The following is a 21528-nucleotide window of genomic DNA, read 5'->3' on the forward strand; positions in this document are numbered from 1 at the left end:
GACGATAAACCGAAATCTTTTGCTTGACGTTCGTCAAAAGCACTCCTAGGTTTGCTGTGAGGCAGCTCACTCGCCGCGCACCTCCGACCGCGACGACTGCCCAGCGTCCAGCCACGAGGAGAGACAGTGTCACTTTCGATCCAGCTCTACACCGTCCGGAAATCCCTCGAAGAGGATCTGCCCGGCACCATCAAGCGTCTGGCCGAGATCGGCTTCACGCAGGTAGAGCCGTACCGCTTCGTCGCGAAGGCCGCGGAGCTGCGCGCCGCGCTGGCGGAGAACGGACTGACTGCGCCGTCGGGCCACGCTCCGCTGCTGCAGGAAGACCAGGACGAGATCCTCGCCGCCGCCCGTGACCTCGGAATCGGCACGGTCATCGACCCCCACGTCCCCGCCGAGCGGTGGAAGGACCTCGAGAGCATCAAGGAGACCGCGCGGCAGCTCAACGAGGCAGCGAAGAAGGCCTCCGAGCACGGCCTCCGCGTGGGCTACCACAACCACTGGTGGGAGATCGAGGACCTGATCGAGGGCCGCACTCCCCTCGAGCACCTCGCCGACCACCTCGACCCGGAGGTCGTCCTGGAGCTGGACACCTACTGGGCGGCCGTCGGCGGCCAGGACCCGGTGGAGCTGCTGGGCCGGCTCGGTGACCGCGTGAAGTTCATCCACATCAAGGACGGCCCCGTCACCCGTGAGCCCTCGGACCAGCTCCCGCTCGGCCAGGGCAGCATCCCCGTGTTCGAGGTCATCGGCGCGGCGACCGCGCTGGAGGCAGCCGTCGTCGAGCTCGACGACTTCAGGGGAGACATGTTCGACGCCGTCGAGCAGAGCTTCGGGTTCGTCTCGGCCGGGAAGGTCCAGGCATGAGCGCGCGGGGACCGGTCGGCGTCGGCGTCATCGGCGCGGGATTCATCAGCAAGCAGTACCTGGACAACCTCACGAGCTTCCCCGACGTGAAGGTGCTGGCCATCGGCGACATCTTCCCGGAGGCGGCCAAGGCGCGCGCCGAGGAATACGGCATCCCGGTGCACGGGGGCGTGGACACCGTGATCGGCCACCCCGAGGTGGAGATCGTCGTGAACCTCACGGTCCCAGCGGCCCACGTGGAGGTGGGCACCCTCGCCGTCGAGGCCGGGAAGCACGTGTGGAGCGAGAAGCCCTTCTCCCTCGACCGGGAGAGCGGCAAGGCGCTCCTCAAGGCGGCCGACGCCGCGGGCGTCCGCCTCGGGTGCGCCCCGGACACGTTCCTGGGCGCCGGGCTGCAGACCGCCTTCCGCATGATCCAGCGCGGCGACATCGGAACCCCGCTGACCGCGCTGACGCTCATGCAGTCCCCCGGACCGGAGTCGTGGCACCCGAACCCGGCCTTCCTCTTCCAGGAAGGGGCTGGCCCGCTCTTCGACATCGGCCCCTACTACCTCACGACGCTCGTCCAGGTCTTCGGCTCGATCAAGCGCGTCGCCGCCCTCGGCTCCAGGTCGCGGGACATCCGCGTGATCGGCTCGGGCCCCAAGGCCGGGGAGGAGTTCTCCGTGACGGTTCCCACGCACGTGAGCGCCATGGCGGAGTTCGAAGGCGCAACGTCGTCCCAGAGCGTCTTCAGCTTCGACTCGGCGCTGAAGCGGGCCGGCTTCGTCGAGATCGCGGGCACGGAGGCCACGATCGCGCTCCCCGACCCGAACATGTTCGACGGCGACATCCGCATCTGCCGCCTCGGCGAGGAGGACTGGACCACGGTCCCGAGCGTCGGCTCGACCGCCAGCCGCGGCGCCGGCGTCCTCGAGATGGCCCGCGCGATCCGCGAGGGGCGCCCCCACCGCGCCCAGGGCGAGCTCGCGTTCCACGTGCTCGACGCCATGGTGGCCGTCGCCGAATCGATCGAGACGCGCAGCTTCGTCGACGTCGAGAGCACCGCCCTTGCGGCCCCCGCCCTCCCCGAGGACTGGGACCCGACCGCCCCCACGCTCGGCGCCTAGGCACCTCCTCCGCGCAGCACGTCCCACTCACTCAACGTCGAGAACCTGGAGCAACGATGAAGAAACCACTCAAGTTCCTCTCCGCCGTCGCAGCCGCGGCCGCCATGACCATGGGCCTCGCAGCCTGCGGCTCGGGCGGATCCGGCGGAGGCGGAAACGCCTCAGGCGACACCATCACCTACTGGGCGTCGAACCAGGGCAACAGCATCGAGGACACGGCGGCGAAGCTCAAGCCGTCCCTCGACCGGTTCACGGAGAAGACCGGAGTCAAGGTCAAGCTCGAGGTCATCGGCTGGCCGGACCTGTACAACCGCATCCTCACCGCCGTGACCAGCGGCGACGGACCCGACGTCCTCAACATCGGCAACACGTGGGCCGTGACCCTCCAGGAGACCGGAGCGTTCGAGCCGGTCGAGGGCAAGCTCCTCGAGGCGGTCGGTGGCAAGGACCGCTTCGTCCAGTCCAGCTGGTCCACCGGCGGCGCCCCCGGCAAGACGCCCACCTCGGTGCCGATCTACGGCCTCGCCTACAACCTGTACTACAACACCAAGCTCTTCAAGGCCGCGGGGATCGACAAGGCCCCTGCCACCTGGGACGAGTTCGTGGCCGACGCGAAGAAGCTCACGAAGGACACCAACGGGGACGGCAAGCCGGACCAGTGGGGCTTCACCGTTGCCGGCGCATCGGTGCAGCAGAACGCGCACCAGGCGTTCGTGCGCGGCCTCCAGAACGGCGGCGAGCTCTTCGACTCCTCCGGCAAGCCCACGTTCGACAGCGCTGAGCAGGTGAAGGGCGTCAAGCAGTTCATCGACCTCATGGCGACAGACAAGGTCATCGCGCCCTCCGACGCCGAGATCGTGGACGGCGCGCAGAAGGTGGACAACCTCATCAACGGCAAGGCCGCGATGATGTTCGACCAGAGCCCGATCAAGAACTTCACCGCCCGCGACTTCAAGGACTGGGGCGTTGCCGCGGTCCCGATGATGACCGCCGGCGCGACGGGTGACGAGGGCACGCAGAGCCACGTCGCCGGCATCAACATCAGCGTGTTCAAGAACAGCAAGAACAAGGACAACGCGTTCAAGCTCGCAGGCTGGCTCACGAGCGACGACGAGCAGGCCTACCTCAACAAGGCCTTCTCCTCCCTGCCGGTGGTCAACGGCGTGACCGACAAGGACCCGGCCTTCCAGACGGAGGAGGTCAAGGCGAAGCAGGACGCCCTGGCCAACCACGCCAAGCCGATGCCGCTCATCGCCAAGGAAGGCCAGATGGAGACCCTGAACGGCACAGCGATGAAGGGCCTCTTCGCCAAGGCGGCGACGGGCTCCGTCAGCGAGGCGGACATCAAGGCCGCCCTGGCCGACGCCAACAACCAGATGGCTGCGGCCCAGTAGCCATGAGCGCAGGTGCGGGGCCGCAAGGCCCCGCACCCCGCCCGAGGAGTCTCCATGTCGCAGACCACCATGCCCTCCACGAAGCGGGGCAGCGAGCGCGAGACGGCGCCGTCGCCCGCCCACGCTCCCCGCCGCCGTCGCCGGTCGTTCCTGCCGTACGGCCTCGTCGCCCCGGCAGCGCTGCTCGAGCTGCTCATCCACATCGGCCCCATGCTCCTGGGCGTGTGGATCGCGTTCATCTCCCTCAACCAGCTCAACCTCACGAACTGGCTCGCAGCCCCGTTCGTGGGCCTGCAGAACTTCGTCAACGGCCTCAACCCCGACAGCACCATCGGCCAGGCCTTCTTCTCGACCCTGGGCCGGACCCTCCTGTACACCGTGCTCGTGGTCGGCTGCTCGTGGGCGCTCGGCATGGCCGGAGCGGTGTTCCTGACCTCCAACTTCAAGGGCCGCGGTCTCCTGCGGACCTTCTTCCTGGTCCCCTACGCCCTGCCGGCCTACGTCGGCACCATCGCCTGGGCCTTCATGTTCAACCAGCGCGACGGCGCGGTGAACCAGATCCTCGTCGACACCCTCCACCTCTTCGGGGACGAGCGGCCGTTCTGGCTCCTCGGCCAGAACTCCTTCGGCGCGATGGTGGTCGTGAACATCTGGCAGCTGTGGCCCTTCGCGTTCCTGATGCTCCTGGCAGCCCTGCAGAACGTCCCCAACGACGTCTACGAGGCGGCCTCGATCGACGGCGCGACCCTGTGGCAGCAGTTCCGCACCATCACGCTCCCGATGGTCCGGCCAGCCAACGGCGTCCTCCTGCTCGTCATGTCGCTGTGGACCTTCAACCAGTTCAACATCCCCTTCGTGCTCTTCGGGGCGGCGTCGCCCAAGGAAGCCACCCTGGTCTCGCCGCTCATCTACCAGAACTCGTTCGGAAGCTGGAACTTCGGCCTCGGCGGGGCCATGAGCGTCCTCCTCCTCATCGCCCTGTTCATCGCCTCCGTGTTCTACATCCGCATGGTCCTTCCCAAGGGGAACGAGAATGATTGAGACCCGCAACTTCCGCATCCTGCGCGCCGTCGTCCTGACGTTCCTCTCGCTGTGGGTGGCGATCCCGCTCTACGTGGTGGTCTCGACCTCGCTGAAGCCCCTCAAGGACGTCTCCGGGCTGTTCCAGTGGATCCCGCGCGAGATCACCCTCGCGCCGTTCATCGACATCTGGTCCACGGTCCCCCTGGCCAAGTACTTCCAGAACAGCCTGATCATCACCACGTGCGCCACGGCCTTCTCGGTCACGGTCGCGGTCCTCGCCGCCTATGCCATCGCACGCCTGCCCTTCAGGGGCAAGCGCCCGTTCAGCCTCGTGGTCCTCTCGACGCAGATGTTCCCCGGCATCCTCTTCCTGCTGCCGCTGTACCTGATCTTCACGCAGATCCGGAACATCACGGGGATCCAGCTCCAGGGCTCGTACCTGGGCCTGATCATCACCTACATGACGTTCACCCTGCCGTTCGCGATCTGGATGCTCACCGGCTACTTCGCCTCGATCCCGAAGGAGCTCGAGGAGGCCGCCATGATCGACGGCACGGGACGGATGGGCGCCCTCGTCAGGGTCATCCTCCCCGTCGCGAAGCCGGGCATCATCGCCGTGGCGGTCTACTCATTCATCTCGGCCTGGGGAGAGGTCCTCTTCGCCTCGGTGCTGACCAACGAGTCGACCAAGACGCTGTCCTTGGGGCTCAAGTCCTATGCGAGCGAATCGGACGTCTTCTGGAACCAGCTCATGGCCGCGTCCGTCGTGGTCTCGCTTCCCGTCCTCATCGGATTCATTCTGGTGCAGAAGCACCTTGTCGCGGGACTGTCCGCCGGCGCCGTCAAGTAGGCCGCGGACATCCGAACTGAAGGAGTACATGTGAAATCGGAGCAGGCTCCGGCCGAGCCGCAGCCGCCTCTGGGTGTGGCGGTGATCGGGTACGCGTTCATGGGCAGGGCGCATTCGCAGGCGTGGCGGAACGTGGGGGCGTTCTTCGATGTCCCGGCCGTTCAGCAGAGGGTCCTCGTGGGCCGCCACGCCGGGGAGGTCGCCGAGGCCGCCGCGAGGTACGGGTGGGCCGAGTCCGCCACCGACTGGCGCCAGGTGATCGCCCGGGACGATGTGCACATCGTGGACATCTGCGCCCCGGGCTGGCTCCACGCCGAGATCGCCGTGGCCGCCCTCGAGGCCGGCAAGCACGTCCTGGTCGAGAAGCCCCTGGCCAACTCCCTGCCCGAGTCCGAGCGGATGGCCCAGGCCGCCCGCGCCGCCCGGGCCCGCGGGATCGCCTCCATGGTGGGGTTCAACTACCGCCGCGTCCCGGCCCTGGCCTACGCCCGCCAGCTCATCGCCGCAGGCCGCATCGGCACCGTCCGGGAGGTCCGCGCCTCCTACCTCCAGGACTGGCTCGCCGACGAGAACGCCCCCATGACCTGGCGCCTGCGCAAGGAGACCGCCGGCTCCGGGGCGCTGGGCGACATCGCCTCCCACGCCATCGACCAGGTCCAGTACCTCACCGGGGACACCGTCACCGAGGCCTCCGGCCGGCTCCACACCTTCACCGCCCAGCGCCCCGGCCCCGACGGGCCCGAGGACGTCACCGTCGACGACGCCGCCTGGGCCACCCTGTCCCTGGCCTCCGGGGCCGTGGCCTCCGTGGAGGTCTCCCGCGCCGCCACCGGGCGGAAGAACTCCCTGCGCATCGAGGCCTACGGCTCGGCAGGCGCCATCGCGTTCGACCTCGAGCGCCTGAACGAGCTCGAGTTCCTCGACGCCACCGCCCCCGCCGAAGAGCAGGGCTTCCGCCGCATCCTGGTCACCGAGCCCGCCCACCCGTACGCAGGCGCCTGGTGGCCCCAGGGCCACATGATCGGCTGGGAGCACACCTTCACCCACCAGATCCGCGACTTCCTCACCGCCATCCGCGACGGCACCGCCCCCTCCCCCTCCTTCGACGAAGGCCTCCAGGTCCAGCGCGTCCTGGCCGCCATCGAGGAATCCGCCGCCGCCAAATCCATCACCGTCCAGCTCTGACACGACCACGTGCGCGAGAACTGAAGGAGATCACGATGCCCCGCCCGTTCACCCTGTTCACCGGCCAGTGGGCCGACCTCAAGCTCGAGGAGGTCGCCGAGCTCGCGGCCGGCTGGGGCTACGACGGCCTCGAGATCGCCGTCTCCGGCGAACACCTCGACGCCGCCCGCTGGGACGACGCGGCCTACATTGACGAACGCCTCGGCATCCTCGAGCGGCACGGCCTCAGGCTCTGGGCGATCTCGAACCACCTCAAGGGCCAGGCCGTCTGCGACGACCCGATCGACTTCCGCCACCAGGCCATCGTCGGCTCCGCCGTCTGGGGCGACGGCGACGCCGAGGGCGTGCGCCAGCGCGCCGCCGAGGACCTCAAGAACACCGCCCGCCTCGCGAGGGCCCTCGGCGTGGACACGGTTGTCGGGTTCACCGGGTCGAAGATCTGGCCGTATGTGGCGATGTTCCCGCCGGTTCCCGCCGAGGTGATCGAGGCCGGCTACCAGGACTTCGCCGACCGGTGGAACCCGATCCTGGACGTCTTCGACGAGTGCGGCGTCCGATTCGCCCACGAGGTCCACCCGTCCGAGATCGCCTATGACTACTTCTCCACCCAGCGGGCCCTCGAGGCGATCGGCCACCGCGCAGCCTTCGGGCTGAACTGGGACCCCTCCCACATGATGTGGCAGGGCTTGGACCCGGTAGCGTTCATCACCGACTTCGCGGACCGGATCTACCACGTGGACTGCAAGGACACCCGGATGCGGATGGGCAACGGGCGGGCCGGCATCCTCTCCTCGCACCTGGCGTGGGGCGACCCCCACCGCGGCTGGGACTTCGTCTCGGCCGGCCGCGGGGACGTCCCGTGGGAGGACTGCTTCCGGGCCCTGACCGCGATCGGCTACGCCGGCCCCATCAGCGTCGAATGGGAGGACGCCGGGATGGACCGGCTCATCGGCGCCCCCGAGGCCCTGGCGGCCCTGAAGAAGTTCGACTTCGCCCCTTCCACCGCCTCCTTCGACGCCGCCTTCAGCAACCAGGCCTGACGTCAGCCGCGGCGCGCGGAAGGCGGGCACGACGGCGCGGGTTCGCCTCCGCCGTCGCGCCCGCCTTCCGCCTGTCCCCGGGTGGGCCAGGGCCGGAGGCTACCGGGAGGGGCGGGAGCCGACGGCGATCACCACGTCGTCGCTGCTGTGGAACATCCGGCGCCCCTCGATGCCGCCGAACTGGATCCAGAGGACCGAGCCGTCGCGGCTCGCGCCGTCGACCGTTCCGGGGCCGATGTACTCGCCGTGGGCGGTGATGTGGACGAGGGCGCCGCGGCGAAGTTCGTGCCACGAGTGGCGCGCCACGCGGGCGATGCTGGGTGCGTAGGCCATGATCGCAGTCCCCCTCAGACCAGACCGAGGTTGTTGAAGGTGAAGAGGTGGATGCCGGCCAGCCCCGCGCGGGACACCGACAGCTCGCCGATGAGCCGCTCCGAGGAGTAGGCGTCGCCGCTCAGCAGCCTGCGCGCAAGCGGTCCCTTGCGGCTGATGAACTTGAGCGACGGGCCCACGCCGATCTTGGCGGCGAGCGAGATGAGCCGTGCGCGCGGGACGCGGCCGGGGACCCCGGCCCACACCGGCAGGTCCAGGCCCTCCTGCCGCAGGAGCGCGGCGAAGGCGGTGATCGCGGGCGCCGAGAAGCACATCTGCGTGACCACGTTGGCCGCGAGGTGCTGCTTGGCGAGGAGCGAGTCGAGGAGCTCGACGGCGGTGCGCTGGGGATGGCCCTCGGGGTACCCGGCGATCCCGATCGCGAGCCGCCCGCCGGTGAGGTCGGCGATGTCCTCCATGAGGTCCAGGGACGTGGCGTACTGCCCGGCAGGGCGGGCGGCGTCCCCGCTGATGGCGAAGACCTCCTCGATCCCCGCGGACTCGAAGTCCCGCAGCGTCTTGGCGAGCCGGGAGCGGTCCGCGATGCTCCGCGCCGCCAGGTGGGGCACAACGCTGTACCCGAGGCCGGCCAGGCGGACCGCGGCCTGGGCAGTGGCCTCGATCCCGTGGTGCGGGAGGCAGGTGACCGTCAGGGCGGTGCCCTGGGGAACCGTGGTGGCGATCGCGGGAACGATCTCCTCGGTCGGCACGATCTCGAGGCGGGTCCGAAGGGGCTCGGTGGAAGCCGAAGTGCGCGGTGGCGCGGTGAGCGTCTGTCTCGTCATGGAGGACTCCCAGGTCTGGCCGGGCTGGGCCCGGCATGGATGGCTGTCCTCCCCGCTCTGTCATGAACCTGAGAGTTTCCGCGGCTGTCGCCGCTTTGCACCGTCGGTGAGCCCGCTCTGCACGGGCTGCTTTCCAGAGTTGCCTCACCGCGGCGGTACGTGGGCCTGAGAGATTCCTGGGGAGGATTTGCTCCTACGGCACCCGCTGGCTGCACCGGCAGGACTCTCCCGCCGCAGATCATCGGCCTATTGACTTGTAGCGCAGCCCGGGGGCGGCACCGGATCAGTGTGTCGGACCTCACCCGTCGTGTCAATCGCGTCCGGAGGCCCGGCGGCGCGCCACATGACCCCTTGAGCCGCACTTTTGGTGACACACCGACGTAAAATGTGGGTATGCCCCGCATCCAGGCCGAGTCGAATGCAGCCCAGCGAGCCCTGACGCAGCGCAGGATCCTCGACGCCTTCGGCGAGCTGCTCTTCACGCGGGGCCTCCCGGGACTCACCATGACGGATGTCGCGCGGCAGGCCGGCGTGGGTCGCACGGCTGTGTACAACTATTACGCGGACATGGAGGAACTCCTCATCGGGTATGCGCTCGACGAGACGGGCCGCTTCCTCGCCGAGCTCAAGGCCCAGCTGGCCGGGCTCGAGAACCCGATCGACCGTCTGGCCGTGTACATCCGCGCCCAGGTCGAGGACCTCTCCCGCCGTCACCTTCCCCCGGGGCCGGCCATGCGGGCGGTGCTGTCGCCGTCGTCCTTCGCCAAGCTCGCCGACCACGTGGGCGAGCTGAACACGCTCCTGACCCGGATCCTCCAGGACGCGATGGCGGAGGGCTACCTGCCCGCGGCCGACGTCGACGAGCTGGTGGGCCTCGTGCACGGCTCCCTCACCGCGAGCGCGGACCGGGGCCGCGAGGAGGAGGGTGCGGCGCACGACGACGAAGCGGAGCGCCGCACGGCCGCCACCGTGCGCTTCATCCAGCTGGGGGTTGGCGCGCGGTTTGACGCGGAGGGCAGGCCGGTGCGGGGTGCTAGCGGACCGGCGGCGTCGCCGTCGACGTCGGCAGGTCGCAGGTGATGGTGCCCGGCGTCTGGTCGATGAGCGCGGGGTCGGTCAGGGCCTTGTAGCCGGGGGCGAGGATGAGGTCCAGGCTCGCGTCGCTGCGGCCGTCGCGCACGTAGATGCTCCCGGGGACGTTGCGCTGGAGCGTGAACGCCGCGGCCTCCCCCGCGATGCCGCCGCGGATCACGGCGGCCGCCTCGGTCGGATAGGTCTCGTTCCCCACGTCCTTGATCACGAACTTGCGCGCCGCGAGCTGGTCGGCGACCTGGCGCGCGAGACCCTCGCGGGATGCCGCGTTGAGCACGTTCACGCTGATCTGGTCCGCGGGGACGTAGTCGTAGGTCCCGGTGGGGCAGGCTGGCAGGGCCGGCTGGGCGTTCGGCTGGGGAATGGTGAGGTAGCCGGAAAGGATGGCCCAGGCGGTCCCTGCGCCGAAGACCACGATCAGCGCGAGGAGGGCGACGGCCACCCCATGCCGGACTCGCCGCCACATGCGGGACGGGTCCTCGAGCGCCTCGGGGTCTTCGCGGAACTGCTCGCGCAGCTGGCGGCCGTTGACCACGTGGTGTCCGTGGTAGACGGTCGGGTCCTTCGGCTTGCGTGCCATGGTCTGCTCACGAATCCAGGTCGAGGACGCGGGCGTGGATCGCGGTGCGCTGGTGCAGTGCGGTGCGGACCGCGCGGTGGAGGCCGTCCTCGAGGTAGAGGACGCCCTTGTACTGCACCACGTGCGGGAACAGGTCGCCGAAGAAGGTGGAGTCCTCGGCCAGGAGTGCCTCGAGGTCGAGGGTCCTCTTCGTCGTCACGAGCTCGTCGAGACGCACTGGTCGCGGGGGCAGCGCGGCCCAGTCCTTGGGCGACGTGTAGCCATGGTCGGGGTACGGACGTCCTTCGCCCACCGCTTTGAAAATCACGCCTCAAGACTAGGCTCGCACCGGCTCCGGGCGGGAGCCGGGCCGGGAGCGGCCGGGGCATTGTGGCCAAACGGTTACCCGTCCTGCGGGCCTCGCACGCGCCCGTCATCTCGGCCGGCGGATTCTTGCGCCGCGGGCCCCGGTGGAAGAATGGCGGCATGGAGACCACGCCCGCCTTCGCCCTCCTGCTCGACGTCGACGGCCCCATCGCGAGCCCCGTGACACGGGACGTGAAGCCGGAGATCATCGGGCTCCTCGGCGAGCTCGGCACGGCGGGCATCCCGATCATCTTCAACACCGGCCGCTCCGACGCGTTCATCCGGGAACAGGTCATGGAGCCCATGCTCGCGGCCGGGATGCCCGAGGGCTTCACCGTGCACGCAATCTGCGAGAAGGGCGCCACGTGGTTCTCGTTCACGGCCGAGGGGGCGGGGGTCGTGCATGTGGACCACAGCCTCGCGGTGCCTGAGGCCTACGCGGACGACATCCGGAGGCTCGTCGCCGAGAAGTACTCCGGCCACATGTTCTTTGACGAGACGAAGCGGGCGATGGTCTCCGTCGAGCAGCACGTGCAGGTCTCCAACGCCGACTACCGCGCCGAGCAGGAGCTGTTCGACGCCGACGCGATGGCTGCGATGGGCAGGCACGACCTCGGGGTCGTGCGTCTGGACCACCACGTGCCCGGCAGCGACGACACGGTGGACTACCGCGTGGACCCCACGATCATCTCCACCGACATCGAGTCCGTGCGCCTGGGCAAGGACCTCGGGGCGTCCCGCGCGTGCGAGCTCCTGCGCCGCGACGGCATCGTCCCCGCCGCCTGGTACACCGTGGGCGACTCCCGCACCGACTACGCGATGGCGGACTGGCTGCACCACAACGACCACGTCGTCTCGCACGTGGACGTCCGCCCCGCCGACGGCGTCCCCGCCAAGCCCTACGAGGTCCTCACCGCGGCATACCTGGGCCTCGACGACGACGTCATCCACGACGACGCGGGCCTCGCCTTCCTCGCCCGGTGGCGGGACTCGCTGGCCCTCGCCGACTGACCGCCGAGGTCACCCCGTGTGAGCGCGAGGTCACCCCGTGTGAGCGCGAGGTCACCCCTGAGGCACGACGGCGACCACCCGCCGTCGTGCGTCAGCCTGCCCCCTGCGCACGCAGCCGCTGCCGCGCGGTGTTGAGACCGGCGGTGACGGGCACGTGCCGTGTGGCCCGGGCAAGGCCGAAGGCCGGCATGCCGTTGTACACGACCTCGATTCCGGACGCAGGGACCTGATAGGTCTCGTGCCAGACGCCGATGTCGCCCGTCCCGGCCACCGTGCGCATGAAGTCGCGCCAGGGCTCGAGGTGCGGGGCGTCGCGGTCGGCGGCGAAGCGCTGGAGGTGCTCCGGGCTCTTCCAGTAGCTCACGAGCAGGGTGGTGCGGCCGAGCCACTGGTGCCACGCGAGCATCCCGGCGTCCGGGTCCCGCTCGAGATGCTCGAGCATCCGCGGCATTGCGGACGCGACGCGGAGCACCGGCCCGAGCTTCCACCAGCGGTTGGCCCGCATCCCGATGAGGAAGACCGTGATGTCCTCGTCCGTCGCGGCCGTGTACCGCCCGGGGAAGATCTCCTGTGCCATCGCCCTGCCCTCGCTGTCGTATCCGATTGTTTTGTAACTGCGTTACATAACAACGTTATGACTACACTGAGGGCATGGCAAGACCCGTCCTGCACGACAGCGCGCTCCGTTCCCGCCTCCTCGACGTCACCGCCGAGCTCGTGGACCGCGAGGGCCCCGCGCGGGTGGCGCTGAGGCAGATCGCGGCCGCCGCGGGAACCTCGACCACGGCGGTGTACTCGCTCTTCGGGGGCAAGTCGGAGCTGCTCTCCGCTGTCATCGACGGCGGGTTCGCCTCGTTCGGCGACGCTCAGCGGGCGGCGGCCGACGGCGGCCTCCGGGCTCTCGGGATCGCGTACCGCGAGTGGGCGCTCGCGCATCCCGCGCTCTACCGGCTCATGTTCGGAGGAGCGCTGGCCTCCTACGCGGAGTGCGCGGCGGATCCGGAGACCGCGGACCGTTCCATTGAGCCGCTTCGCAGGTCGATCGCGGAAGGACAGGCGGACGGGAGCATGAAGCAGGCGCCCCTCGAGGACGTGGCGGCCGTGATCTGGGCTCAGGTCCATGGCCTCGTGAGCCTCGAACTCGCCGGCATCGCGCCGCCCGAGGCCGACTGGGACGCCGCCTACAACGCCGGGCTCGACGCGGTCTCCCGCGCCTGGGCGCCGTGAGGCCGCAAAGCCCTGCTGCGGCTGCCGGGCAGGGGCGGCGCCGCGTGAAGCCCCGTTGTCAGGCGGCCGGGACCGTCGCGGGGAGGGCATCCTCGATCGCAGCGACGAGCTCGGGAGCGTCCGGCTCGACCGCGGAGCGGAAGCGGCCGACGACCTCGCCCTCGGGGTCGACGAGGAACTTCTCGAAGTTCCACTTGACCTTCTCGCCGAGATCATCCCCTGCCGGGAAGCCGGTGAGGGCGGCGTAGAGGGGATGCTGGCGCTTGCCGAGGACATCCGCCTTGACCGTGAGCGGGAAGGTCACGCCGAAGTTCACGCGGCAGAACTCCTCGATCTCGGCGTCGCTGCCCGGTTCCTGCCCTGCAAACTGGTTGCACGGCACCCCGAGCACCACGAGCCCGCGGTCTCGGTACCGGCGGTAGAGCGCCTCGAGACCGTCGTACTGCCTGGTGAAGCCGCACTTGGAAGCGACGTTCACCACGAGCACGGCCCGTCCGGCGAAGCGGCCGAACGTCGTCTCGGTTCCGTCGTTGAGGGTCAGGGCAATGTCAGTAAGGCTCACCCGACCAGTCTAGGGTGCGGGGTCGGGTGGGCCTTCGCTGCGGTGGGCTACTTGGTCGCCGTGGGCGTTGGCGTGGGCGTCGCCGTGGCGGTCGGCTGCGGGGCCGTCGTGGTCGTCGTCGTGGTAGTCGTGGTGCTCGGGGCGACGGTAGCCGTGGGAGTCGGACTCGGCGCCACCGCAGTCGGAGTCGGTGTGGGCGTCGGAGTCGGCGTGGGTGTCGGCGTCGGCGCCGCGGTCCCGGTCGGAGCCGGCGCAGGCGCGGGTGCAGGCGCCGGCGCCGGAGCCGCGGTTTCGGTCGGCGCGGGCGCCGGTGCAGGCGCCGCCGGGGTGGTGGTGGACGACGGCGGCGCGGCAGGCGAGCCGGTCGGGGTCGGGTCGACGAGCGGCGGCGGAGCCGGGGCGGTCGGGGCCGGGACCACCACTTCGCCGGGGGTCGGCTCGGCGGCCTGCGCGGGGATCGCCCAGTTCTGGCGCTCGTTCGTGGACTGGCCGTCCTTGGGGGTGTAGTCCGTGATGACGACGGAGCCGAGCGCGGCCTTCTGCGCGATCGGGATGAACGTGAACGTCATCGGGTCCACGTGCTGCCCGTCGCGAATCGTCTCGAAGTGCAGGTGGCAGCCCGTCGACGAGCCCGTCGAGCCGACGAGGCCTATCACCTGGCCGACCTGCACCGTCTCACCCGTCTTCACTGCTGCACCGAGCATGTGGTTGTAGGTCGTGATGATCCCGTTGCCGTGGTCGATCTCGACCCGGTTCCCACCGCCCCAGGGGTGCCAGCCAGCGGCCCGCACCACGCCGGCGTCGGCCGCGTACACGCGCGTGCCGCAGGCGGCCGCGAAGTCCTGCCCCCAGTGGAACTCGCCGGCCGTGCCCGTGAGCGGACTGGTGCGGTACCCGAACCCGGAGGTCGGGATGAGGGTCTCGAGCGGCGCGTAGAGCTTGCCCGCCTCGGGACGATGGAGATCCACGGAGGCGACGTTGACAGGGCCGCTGGGGCTGGTGCCGGCGCTGTGGCCAGCGCCGACCGTGAGCACGTCGGTGCGGTAGAAGCTGACCGAAGCGTTGGGATCGGCCATGATGGGGAGGACGTCGGATGCCAGTGCGGGAGTCGCAGCGAGCGCTATCGAACTGAGGGCCGCGAGGAGCACGGCGGCGGAGCGGGCGCGGAGGCGTGTGGCACGGTGAGCAGAGGCTCGGAGCATGGTGTTCGGACTCCCCAATCAGTCTCCGCGCCGCCCCGACGGCGCTACCGGTTATACAAGCGCCCCCGGCTGACGCACGATTCATTGTGCGTGACCCGAGGGCCTCTTGAACAGGGGCCGAAGGACCATGGCCGCCCGGCCAAACCTGTGAATTTCGCACCGTGCGAGTGGGAGGGACAGAGGAAGCCCCCGGTCCGAGGACCGAGGGCTTCCACATGCGCGGAGGATGGGGGATTTGAACCCCCGAGGGCTGTTAACCCAACACGCGTTCCAGGCGTGCGCCATAGGCCGCTAGGCGAATCCTCCAGGCTTGCTCATCAAGAGCAGGCTCCAGAATACCCGACTGTGCGCTGTGTGCCGAATCGGGCCCGAGGCATCACGCGCTCGGAAGCCTCAGCGAGAACGCAGCCCCGCCCTCTGGCGCCTTCCCGGCGCTGAGCCGCCCGCCGAGCCGGGCCGCGAGCCGGGAGGCGATCGAGAGCCCGAGACCGGTACCAACCTTCCGCTCCCCCTCGTACCGGTCGCGGAGGACGCCGCGGTCGAACGCGCGGGCAAGGTCCTCGTCGCTGAGCCCTGGGCCGCCGTCGCGCACCTCGAGCACGACGGCGCCGTCCTCCTCCCGCCCGGCGAGCACCACGGGCGCGCCCCGGTGGGCGGCCCGGAGGGCGTTCTCGACGAGCCCGTCGAGCAGCTGGCGCAGCCGCCGGGGGTCGGTGGACACGATCAGCGGTCCGGACACCTCCGCCCGCACCGCGACTCCCGTCGGCTCCCACACGCCGCGCCACGCCTCCACGACGGCGGGCAGGAGCTCGGCGGCGTCGACCTCCGCGGCGTCGATGCGGAAGTCGTCGGCCTCAAGCCGGGCGAGCTCGAGGAGGTCGCGGACGAAGTGGTCCAGGCGCTCGGTCTCGGCCGCGAGGGTCCGTCCGACGCCGGGCACCTCGGCGGGCGGGATGATGCCGTCCGCGAGCGCCTCCGCGTAGCCCTGCAGCGCCGTGAGCGGGGTGCGCAACTCGTGGGAGATGGACAGGAGAAACTCCCGCTGGCGGGCTTCGCTGGCGGCGAGCGAGGCGTCGAGGCCTGCGAGCGCCCGGGAGACCTCGGCAATCTCCGCCGGGCCGCCGCCGTCGACCGCCACTCCCCGCTCGCCGCCCGCGAGCCGCCGCGCCGCCCCCGCCACCCGCACGAGCGGCCTGGCGACCCATCGTGCCACGAGCGCCCCGCCCAGGACCGCCGCGGCGAGCCCGATCAGCAGCGCCCAGAGGAGCCGCGCCACGAGCGGCCCGGCAGCCTGCGTGACGGCCGAGACGGGCTCGGCGAGCACGAGCCCGCCTCCGGCGGCAATCGGCCGCGCCTCGACCACCACGGGCACGCCGAGCACGGTTTCCGTCTGGGACACCGACTGGCCGGCGAGGACCTTCTTCACAACCTCCGGGCTCACGAGCCGGCGCCCCGCACCGGAGACGGCCCCGTCCGGCTGGACGAGTGCGATCCGCCCGGCCTCCCCGAACGCCTGCTCCCTCAGGGAGGCGAGGTCCGTCACGTTTCCCGAGGCGCTCAGCGCTGTCGCCGCCCGGGCAAGGTCGGTGCGGGCCTGGTCCACGGCTGCCGAGCGGATGAGCTGGGCGCCGACAAGGCCTGCCACGACGGTGGCGATCGCTGCCACCACCGCCATGACGAGGGTGACGCGTGCGTGCAGCGAGCGCAGCCAGCGCCTCATGGCACCCGGGGCCGTTCGTCCGCCGCGCTGTAGCCGACTCCCCTCGATGTGCGGAGGGGACTGGCCTCGCCGAGCTTGGCCCGCAGCTGCGCCACATGGACATCCACGGTGCGCCCCCCGCCGTAGTCCGCCTGCCCCCAGACGGCGGCGATGAGCTGCTCACGGCTGAACACCCGCCCGGGCTGGGACATGAGGTACGCGAGGAGGTCGAACTCCATCGCCGTGAGCGCCACGGGCCGCCCGTCGGCCTCGGCGGTGCGGCGTCCGAGGTCCAGCCGGACGCGGCCGACCGCCAGGACGGGCGGCGCCTGCGGGCCGGCTGCTCGGCGCAGGATGCCCCTGACCCGGGCCACGAGCTCGCGCGGCGAGAACGGCTTGGTCAGGTAGTCGTCGGCGCCGAGCTCCAGGCCGAGCACGCGGTCCACTTCGTCGTCGCGGGCGGTGACGAAGATGATGGGTGTCCAGTCGCCTTCCTCGCGCAGCCGGCGGCAGACCTCAACCCCGTCCAGGCCGGGCAGCCCGACGTCGAGCACGATGGCCACGGGCCGCAGCTGCCGGACGCGGGCGAGCGCCGCGGCACCGTCCCGCTCCACGTGCACGCCATACCCGGCCCGCGCGAGGTACAGGCGCTCGAGGTCGGCGATGGCGGCCTCGTCCTCGACCACGAGCACGAGCCCGCGTTCACCGCCCGCGCTCTGCCTGCGCTCCTCCACAGACTCATTCAAGCGCACGACGGCGCCCGCTCGCCCCTGCCTTCCCCGGCTGCTGCGAGACTTTACAGTCCCCGAACATGGACCGAACACGGCGCTTGCTGGCGCGGGGAACCATGGGCTGCATGAGGCGCGAATCAGCCAACTCCCCCAGAACGGAAGGCACCACTATGCTCCCGACGACAGACCACCCCGCACGCTCCCGCCGACACTGGAAGGCAGGGGCCGCGGCTGCGCTCACGGCCGCCCTGCTCGCCGGCGGCGGGACGGCTGCGGCCTTCGCGAGTACGGCGCCCCAGTCGGTGGCTCCCGCCGCTGCGGCGTCCACCCCGTCACCGTCGCCATCGGCCTCCGGGCACGCGGGCTCAGGGGCCCAGCGCCTGGCGCGGATCGCGCTCAGGCGCGTGCTCGCCGTCGTGATCCGGCAGGACGGGACCGACCAGTACGGGCAGCACGCCCAGCGCGCGGCCCGCGTGCTCACCCGGCATCCGGCGGTGTTCAAGCATGTGCCCGAGAAGCTGCAGCAGGACCTCAAGACGCTCTCCGACGCGCCCGCGGGAGACACCGTGAAGGACGCCCAGACCGTCAAGGACCGCGCGCTCGACGGGACCTACGGCGACGCCGTGAAGAAGGCGGCCGAGGCCATCCAGAAGGCGCCCGCGAAGGCCCAGCAGAAGGGCTCGCCGTCGCCGTCTGCCACGCCGTCGCCGAGCCCGAGCGCGAGCAGCTGAGCGGCCGATTCGAGGCATCGGCCCGACTCCGCTAAGATGGTCTGCAGCCCCTCATGTGGCGTCATCCTGCTGAACTCCCCCAGGACCGGAAGGTAGCAAGGGTAGGTGGGCTCTGGCGGGTGCATGAGGGGCCTTTTCGTACCTGTGGATAACCCGGGCCGGGCGTCGGTCCTGATTGGTAGGGTTCTCTCTGTGACTGCTCCAGCTGCCCTGTACCGCCGGTATCGGCCGGACACGTTCAAGGACGTGATCGGGCAGGAGCACGTCACCGAGCCGCTCATGACGGCGCTGCGCAAGGACCGCATCAGCCACGCCTACCTCTTCTCCGGCCCGCGCGGCTGCGGCAAGACCACCTCGGCGCGCATTCTGGCGCGCTGCCTCAACTGCGAGAAGGGCCCGACGCCGGACCCGTGCGGCGTCTGCCCGAGCTGCGTCGAACTCGCGCGCGGCGGGGCGGGCTCCCTGGATGTGATCGAGATCGACGCGGCGAGCCACGGCGGCGTCGACGACGCGCGCGACCTCCGCGAGCGCGCCACGTTCGCCCCGGTCCGGGACCGCTACAAGATCTTCATCATCGACGAGGCCCACATGGTGACCTCGGCGGGATTCAACGCGCTCCTGAAGATCGTCGAGGAGCCGCCGGAGCACATCAAGTTCATCTTCGCGACCACGGAGCCGGACAAGGTCATCGGCACCATCCGGTCCCGGACGCACCACTATCCCTTCCGCCTCGTGCCGCCGGAGCCGCTCTTGGCGTACCTCGAGCAGCTGTGCGCCGCCGAGAACGTCACGGTGGCCCCCGGCGTGCTGTCCCTCGTGATCCGAGCCGGGGGCGGATCGGTGCGCGACTCCCTGTCGGTGCTCGACCAGCTCATGGCCGGCGCCGGGACCGACGGGATCGACTACGAGCTCGCCGTCGCTCTCCTGGGCTACACGCACGCGGCGCTGCTCGACGACGTCGTGGATGCCATGGCTGCGGGCGATTCCGGCACCGTGTTCCGCGCCGTCGACCGTGTGATCCAGACGGGCCACGACCCGCGCCGCTTCGTCGAGGACCTGCTCGAGCGGTTCCGCGACCTCATCATCGTCCAGGCGCTGCCCGACGCCGCCGAGTCCATCCTCCGCGGCGTCCCCGCCGACCAGCTCGCGAGGATGCGCGTCCAGGGGCAGAACCTCGGCGCGGCAGAGCTGTCGCGTGCCGCGGACGTCACGAACGAGGCGTTCAACGAGATGACCGGGGCCACCTCGCCCCGCCTCCACCTCGAGCTCCTCTGTGCCCGCCTCATGCTCCCGGCCGCCGATGCGAACGAGCGGGGCTGGGCCGCGCGCGTCGATCGCCTCGAGCGTCGCCTCTCCTTCGCGCACGACGGCGCGGAGCCGGCTCACGCTGCCCCGGCGCCTGCCGCCCCAGCTCCGGCTGCTGCGGCGCCTGCCGCCCCGGCCGCCCGCGGTGCCGCTGGGCAGGGCGCGCCGGCCGTACCCGAGCGGAACGGAAGGCAACCGGAGCCGCGCGCGACAGCGCCGGTGGTCGAACGACCGACACCCGTTGCCGCCGACCCGCGTGAATCCGAGCCGACGCCGTCCTCCTCGGCACCACGGGAGGTGACCTCGGCACCACACGGGGCGACCTCGGCACCACAGGAGGTGACCTCGGCACCACAGGAGGTGACCTCGGCACCACACGGGGCGACCTCGGCGCAGGGTGGAGGCGCGGGAAGCGTCGAGATGGTGCGCCGCGCCTGGCCCGAGATCCTCGACGCGCTCGCAAAGGTCAAGCGCAGCACGTGGGCCCTCGTCGGCCCGAACGCATCCGTCGCGGGGTACGACGGCCGAACACTCGCCCTGGCCTTCGGGACCTCGGGCCTGGCCTCGGCGTTCACGCGCGGCGACCACTCCGAGAACCTGCGCAAGGCCATCCAGGACGTGATCGGGGTCGACTGCCAGATCGACGCCGTGACGGGTGGCAACGGGCCGGGAACCGCGCCGACGGCGGGGGGCGACCAGCGCCCAAAAGCGCCGGCTGACCCGCCCCCGGGCACGAGTGTGCCCGGGCACGGCAGACCCACGCCGGCTCAGGGGCCCTCCGCCCAGGCACCGCGGGCTCAGGCTGCAGCACAGCCTCAGGCAACACAGCCCCAGCCGTCAAAGCCCGAGGCTCCTGCACCGGCGGCGGCTCCCTCAGCCGCGGACATCGCCTGGGGTCTGGCGCCCGCTCCCTCTCCAGCCCCGACGGCCGAATCGGCAGGAGCCGCCCGGGCCACGGAGCCGTCCCGGCCCTCGGCACCGGCCGTCCAATCCTCCCAAGGGGCCTCCCAGCCCTCCACACGGTCGGCACCGCCCGTGCTGTCGGCACCAGAGCCCTCGCGGGCTGCCGCCCCCAGCCCGGCATCGTCGGGATCGCCGGCGCCAGCAGCAGCGCCCACCCGCCGCCCCGCCGAGCCGGCGCCCTACGATGACATCCCGTACTCCGACGAGGAGCCTCCGAGCGACTGGGACGCCCCGTACCCGGACGACGAGGGCTACGCCCCGAGCCGCCCGCGCAGCACCGCCCCGAACGCCCCCGGCGCCACAGGCACCGCCCCGAACGCCCCCGGCGCCACAGGCACTGCAACGCCCGGAACCATACAGACCTCGGCCGGCGATCCGTGGTCATACGCCAAGGAGACATCGCCGGGCGTGTGGACCGTGGGCACGGAGCCCAACCTCCGGGCCGGCGGCGCCCAGGCCCTGGCCGAGGCGAGGCCGACCGCGGAGCCTGACCCGGCGCCGTCGTACGCCCCTGCCGCAGCCCAGCCGCCCCAGTCCTCCCCCGCACCGGCCCCCTCCGCCGCGTCCGGGCGGGGCGACGGCGGCCGGAAGCTGAGCATGTACGAGCGGCTGAGCCGCAGCGCGGCCGCGCAGCAGTCGGTGCAGCAGCAGTCCGCCCAGCAGCCGCCGGCCCAGCAGGCGCCTCAGTATGTCGAGGAGATTCCCAGCGCGGACGACGAGACGATCGAGGGCTCGTCGCTGTTCGGCCGGGCCGCCGTCGAGCGGATCCTGGGCGGAAAGCTCATCGAGGAACGCTCGCTCGACGGTGCGCCCCTTCCACCGCGGTAGCGTAGTGGGGTGTATGAAGGCGCAGTCCAAGATCTGATCGATGAGCTCGGCCGGCTCCCGGGCATCGGCCCGAAGTCCGCGCAGCGGCTCGCCTTCCACATTCTCGAGGCCGACTCCGATGACATGAAGCGGCTGGCCGCCGCGATCGTCGGCGTCAAGGAGCGGGTCAAGTTCTGCCAGATCTGCGGCAACGTCTCCGAGCAGGACACGTGCGCGATCTGCCGCGACACCCGCCGCGACCCGAGCGTGATCTGCGTGGTCGAGGAGTCCAAGGACGTGCTCGCGATCGAACGGACGCGCGCGTACCGCGGCCGGTACCACGTGCTCGGCGGCGCCATCAACCCCATCGCGGGAATCGGCCCGGACCAGCTGCGCATCCGGGAGCTGCTCACGCGCCTCAACGACGACCAGGTCACCGAGATCATCCTCGCGACCAACCCCAACCTCGAGGGCGAAGCCACGAGCACCTACCTCGCGCGCATGCTCAAGACCATCGGGGTGACCGTCACGCGGCTGGCCTCGGGCCTGCCGGTGGGCGGAGACCTCGAGTACGCGGACGAGATCACACTCGGCCGCGCCTTCGAGGGCCGCCGGAACGCGATCACCTGAGGCGCGATCACCTGAGGC

At 70.9% G+C, this 21528-nt stretch carries 22 protein-coding genes, 1 tRNA gene, 1 other RNA gene and 1 riboswitch; of the genes, 14 read left to right on the forward strand and 10 right to left on the reverse strand.

Features of this window, described 5'->3' with window-relative positions; genetic code table 11:
- The first annotated feature begins 126 nt into the window (after window positions 1-126).
- From ABD298_RS13510 to ABD298_RS13540, 7 genes are read left to right on the forward strand one after another with little or no spacing between them, the layout of a single operon-like run.
- On the forward strand, window positions 127-867 hold the full coding sequence (locus ABD298_RS13510) for a sugar phosphate isomerase/epimerase family protein (protein ID WP_344300267.1): 741 nt from the start codon (window positions 127-129) through the stop codon (window positions 865-867).
- On the forward strand, window positions 864-1976 hold the full coding sequence (locus ABD298_RS13515) for a Gfo/Idh/MocA family protein (RefSeq protein ID WP_344300269.1): 1113 nt from the start codon (window positions 864-866) through the stop codon (window positions 1974-1976). Before ABD298_RS13510 ends, ABD298_RS13515 begins: the two co-directional genes overlap by 4 nt.
- A gap of 56 nt (window positions 1977-2032) precedes the next feature.
- Entirely contained in the window at window positions 2033-3370 is a 1338-nt protein-coding gene (locus ABD298_RS13520) for an extracellular solute-binding protein (RefSeq protein WP_344300270.1), read from the forward strand.
- A 54-nt stretch (window positions 3371-3424) separates the two neighbouring features.
- A complete protein-coding gene (locus ABD298_RS13525; protein ID WP_344300271.1) occupies window positions 3425-4411 on the forward strand; it encodes a carbohydrate ABC transporter permease in 987 nt (328 codons plus the stop codon).
- A complete protein-coding gene (locus ABD298_RS13530; protein ID WP_344300272.1) occupies window positions 4404-5243 on the forward strand; it encodes a carbohydrate ABC transporter permease in 840 nt (279 codons plus the stop codon). Before ABD298_RS13525 ends, ABD298_RS13530 begins: the two co-directional genes overlap by 8 nt.
- A gap of 30 nt (window positions 5244-5273) precedes the next feature.
- Window positions 5274-6428 (forward strand): Gfo/Idh/MocA family protein, encoded by a 1155-nt coding sequence (locus tag ABD298_RS13535; RefSeq protein WP_344300273.1) that lies wholly within the window; start codon window positions 5274-5276, stop codon window positions 6426-6428.
- A 35-nt stretch (window positions 6429-6463) separates the two neighbouring features.
- Window positions 6464-7468, forward strand: coding sequence for a sugar phosphate isomerase/epimerase family protein (locus ABD298_RS13540; RefSeq protein WP_344300274.1), 1005 nt, complete (start codon window positions 6464-6466; stop codon window positions 7466-7468).
- Between the two features lie 99 nt (window positions 7469-7567).
- On the opposite strand, the gene ABD298_RS13545 is transcribed toward ABD298_RS13540, so the two are convergent.
- Together ABD298_RS13545 and ABD298_RS13550 are read right to left on the reverse strand one after the other, a co-directional pair.
- Window positions 7568-7801, reverse strand: a complete 234-nt coding sequence (locus ABD298_RS13545) for a hypothetical protein (protein WP_208711486.1) — start codon at window positions 7799-7801, stop codon at window positions 7568-7570.
- A 14-nt stretch (window positions 7802-7815) separates the two neighbouring features.
- Entirely contained in the window at window positions 7816-8625 is an 810-nt protein-coding gene (locus ABD298_RS13550; RefSeq protein WP_344300275.1) for a methylenetetrahydrofolate reductase, read from the reverse strand.
- Between the two features lie 143 nt (window positions 8626-8768).
- Window positions 8769-8866: riboswitch (glycine riboswitch) on the reverse strand.
- Window positions 8867-9018: 152 nt separating this feature from the next.
- On the opposite strand from ABD298_RS13550, the gene ABD298_RS13555 reads away from it, so the two are divergent.
- Window positions 9019-9705 carry a TetR/AcrR family transcriptional regulator gene (locus tag ABD298_RS13555; RefSeq protein WP_344300277.1) on the forward strand — a complete coding sequence of 229 codons (687 nt, stop codon included), beginning with the start codon at window positions 9019-9021 and terminating at the stop codon, window positions 9703-9705.
- Here the strand turns inward: ABD298_RS13555 and ABD298_RS13560 are convergent.
- Both ABD298_RS13560 and ABD298_RS13565 read right to left on the reverse strand, forming a co-directional pair.
- Window positions 9659-10297 carry a LytR C-terminal domain-containing protein gene (locus tag ABD298_RS13560; RefSeq protein ID WP_344300278.1) on the reverse strand — a complete coding sequence of 213 codons (639 nt, stop codon included), beginning with the start codon at window positions 10295-10297 and terminating at the stop codon, window positions 9659-9661. The genes ABD298_RS13555 and ABD298_RS13560 overlap by 47 nt on opposite strands.
- A gap of 7 nt (window positions 10298-10304) precedes the next feature.
- Window positions 10305-10604, reverse strand: coding sequence for a type II toxin-antitoxin system VapB family antitoxin (locus tag ABD298_RS13565; RefSeq protein ID WP_208711482.1), 300 nt, complete (start codon window positions 10602-10604; stop codon window positions 10305-10307).
- A gap of 158 nt (window positions 10605-10762) precedes the next feature.
- Here ABD298_RS13565 and ABD298_RS13570 point away from each other — a divergent pair, with 158 nt between their 5' ends.
- Window positions 10763-11653 (forward strand): Cof-type HAD-IIB family hydrolase, encoded by an 891-nt coding sequence (locus ABD298_RS13570; RefSeq protein ID WP_344300279.1) that lies wholly within the window; start codon window positions 10763-10765, stop codon window positions 11651-11653.
- Between the two features lie 91 nt (window positions 11654-11744).
- Here ABD298_RS13570 and ABD298_RS13575 read toward each other — a convergent pair whose 3' ends face one another.
- On the reverse strand, window positions 11745-12230 hold the full coding sequence (locus tag ABD298_RS13575; protein ID WP_344300280.1) for a DUF4188 domain-containing protein: 486 nt from the start codon (window positions 12228-12230) through the stop codon (window positions 11745-11747).
- 74 nt (window positions 12231-12304) lie between these two features.
- Between ABD298_RS13575 and ABD298_RS13580 the strand changes: the two genes are divergently transcribed.
- Complete coding sequence (locus ABD298_RS13580; protein ID WP_344300281.1) at window positions 12305-12880, forward strand: TetR-like C-terminal domain-containing protein; 576 nt, start codon at window positions 12305-12307, stop codon at window positions 12878-12880.
- A gap of 58 nt (window positions 12881-12938) precedes the next feature.
- On the opposite strand, the gene ABD298_RS13585 is transcribed toward ABD298_RS13580, so the two are convergent.
- From ABD298_RS13585 to ABD298_RS13605, 5 genes are all read right to left on the reverse strand, one after another.
- Window positions 12939-13442 (reverse strand): glutathione peroxidase, encoded by a 504-nt coding sequence (locus ABD298_RS13585; RefSeq protein ID WP_344300283.1) that lies wholly within the window; start codon window positions 13440-13442, stop codon window positions 12939-12941.
- A 47-nt stretch (window positions 13443-13489) separates the two neighbouring features.
- Complete coding sequence (locus ABD298_RS13590) at window positions 13490-14644, reverse strand: M23 family metallopeptidase (protein WP_344300284.1); 1155 nt, start codon at window positions 14642-14644, stop codon at window positions 13490-13492.
- Window positions 14645-14864: 220 nt separating this feature from the next.
- Window positions 14865-14950 (reverse strand) — tRNA-Ser (locus ABD298_RS13595).
- A gap of 70 nt (window positions 14951-15020) precedes the next feature.
- On the reverse strand, window positions 15021-16364 hold the full coding sequence (locus tag ABD298_RS13600) for a sensor histidine kinase (RefSeq protein ID WP_344300285.1): 1344 nt from the start codon (window positions 16362-16364) through the stop codon (window positions 15021-15023).
- Window positions 16361-17077, reverse strand: a complete 717-nt coding sequence (locus ABD298_RS13605; protein WP_344300286.1) for a response regulator transcription factor — start codon at window positions 17075-17077, stop codon at window positions 16361-16363. The genes ABD298_RS13600 and ABD298_RS13605 overlap by 4 nt, the downstream gene beginning before the upstream one ends.
- A 167-nt stretch (window positions 17078-17244) precedes the next feature.
- Here ABD298_RS13605 and ABD298_RS13610 point away from each other — a divergent pair, with 167 nt between their 5' ends.
- The 4 genes from ABD298_RS13610 to recR all read left to right on the forward strand — a co-directional run bounded on the left by ABD298_RS13610 (window position 17245) and on the right by recR (window position 21510).
- Window positions 17245-17805 (forward strand): hypothetical protein, encoded by a 561-nt coding sequence (locus ABD298_RS13610; protein ID WP_344300287.1) that lies wholly within the window; start codon window positions 17245-17247, stop codon window positions 17803-17805.
- 42 nt (window positions 17806-17847) lie between these two features.
- Window positions 17848-17944: signal recognition particle sRNA small type (ffs, locus tag ABD298_RS13615), an RNA gene on the forward strand.
- A gap of 53 nt (window positions 17945-17997) precedes the next feature.
- A complete protein-coding gene (locus tag ABD298_RS13620) occupies window positions 17998-20901 on the forward strand; it encodes a DNA polymerase III subunit gamma and tau (RefSeq protein ID WP_344300288.1) in 2904 nt (967 codons plus the stop codon).
- Window positions 20902-20910: 9 nt separating this feature from the next.
- Entirely contained in the window at window positions 20911-21510 is a 600-nt protein-coding gene (recR, locus tag ABD298_RS13625; protein WP_344300289.1) for a recombination mediator RecR, read from the forward strand.
- The last annotated feature ends 18 nt before the right edge of the window (window positions 21511-21528 follow it).

Source organism: Sinomonas flava, from assembly GCF_039531875.1.
GTDB lineage: Bacteria > Actinomycetota > Actinomycetes > Actinomycetales > Micrococcaceae > Sinomonas > Sinomonas flava.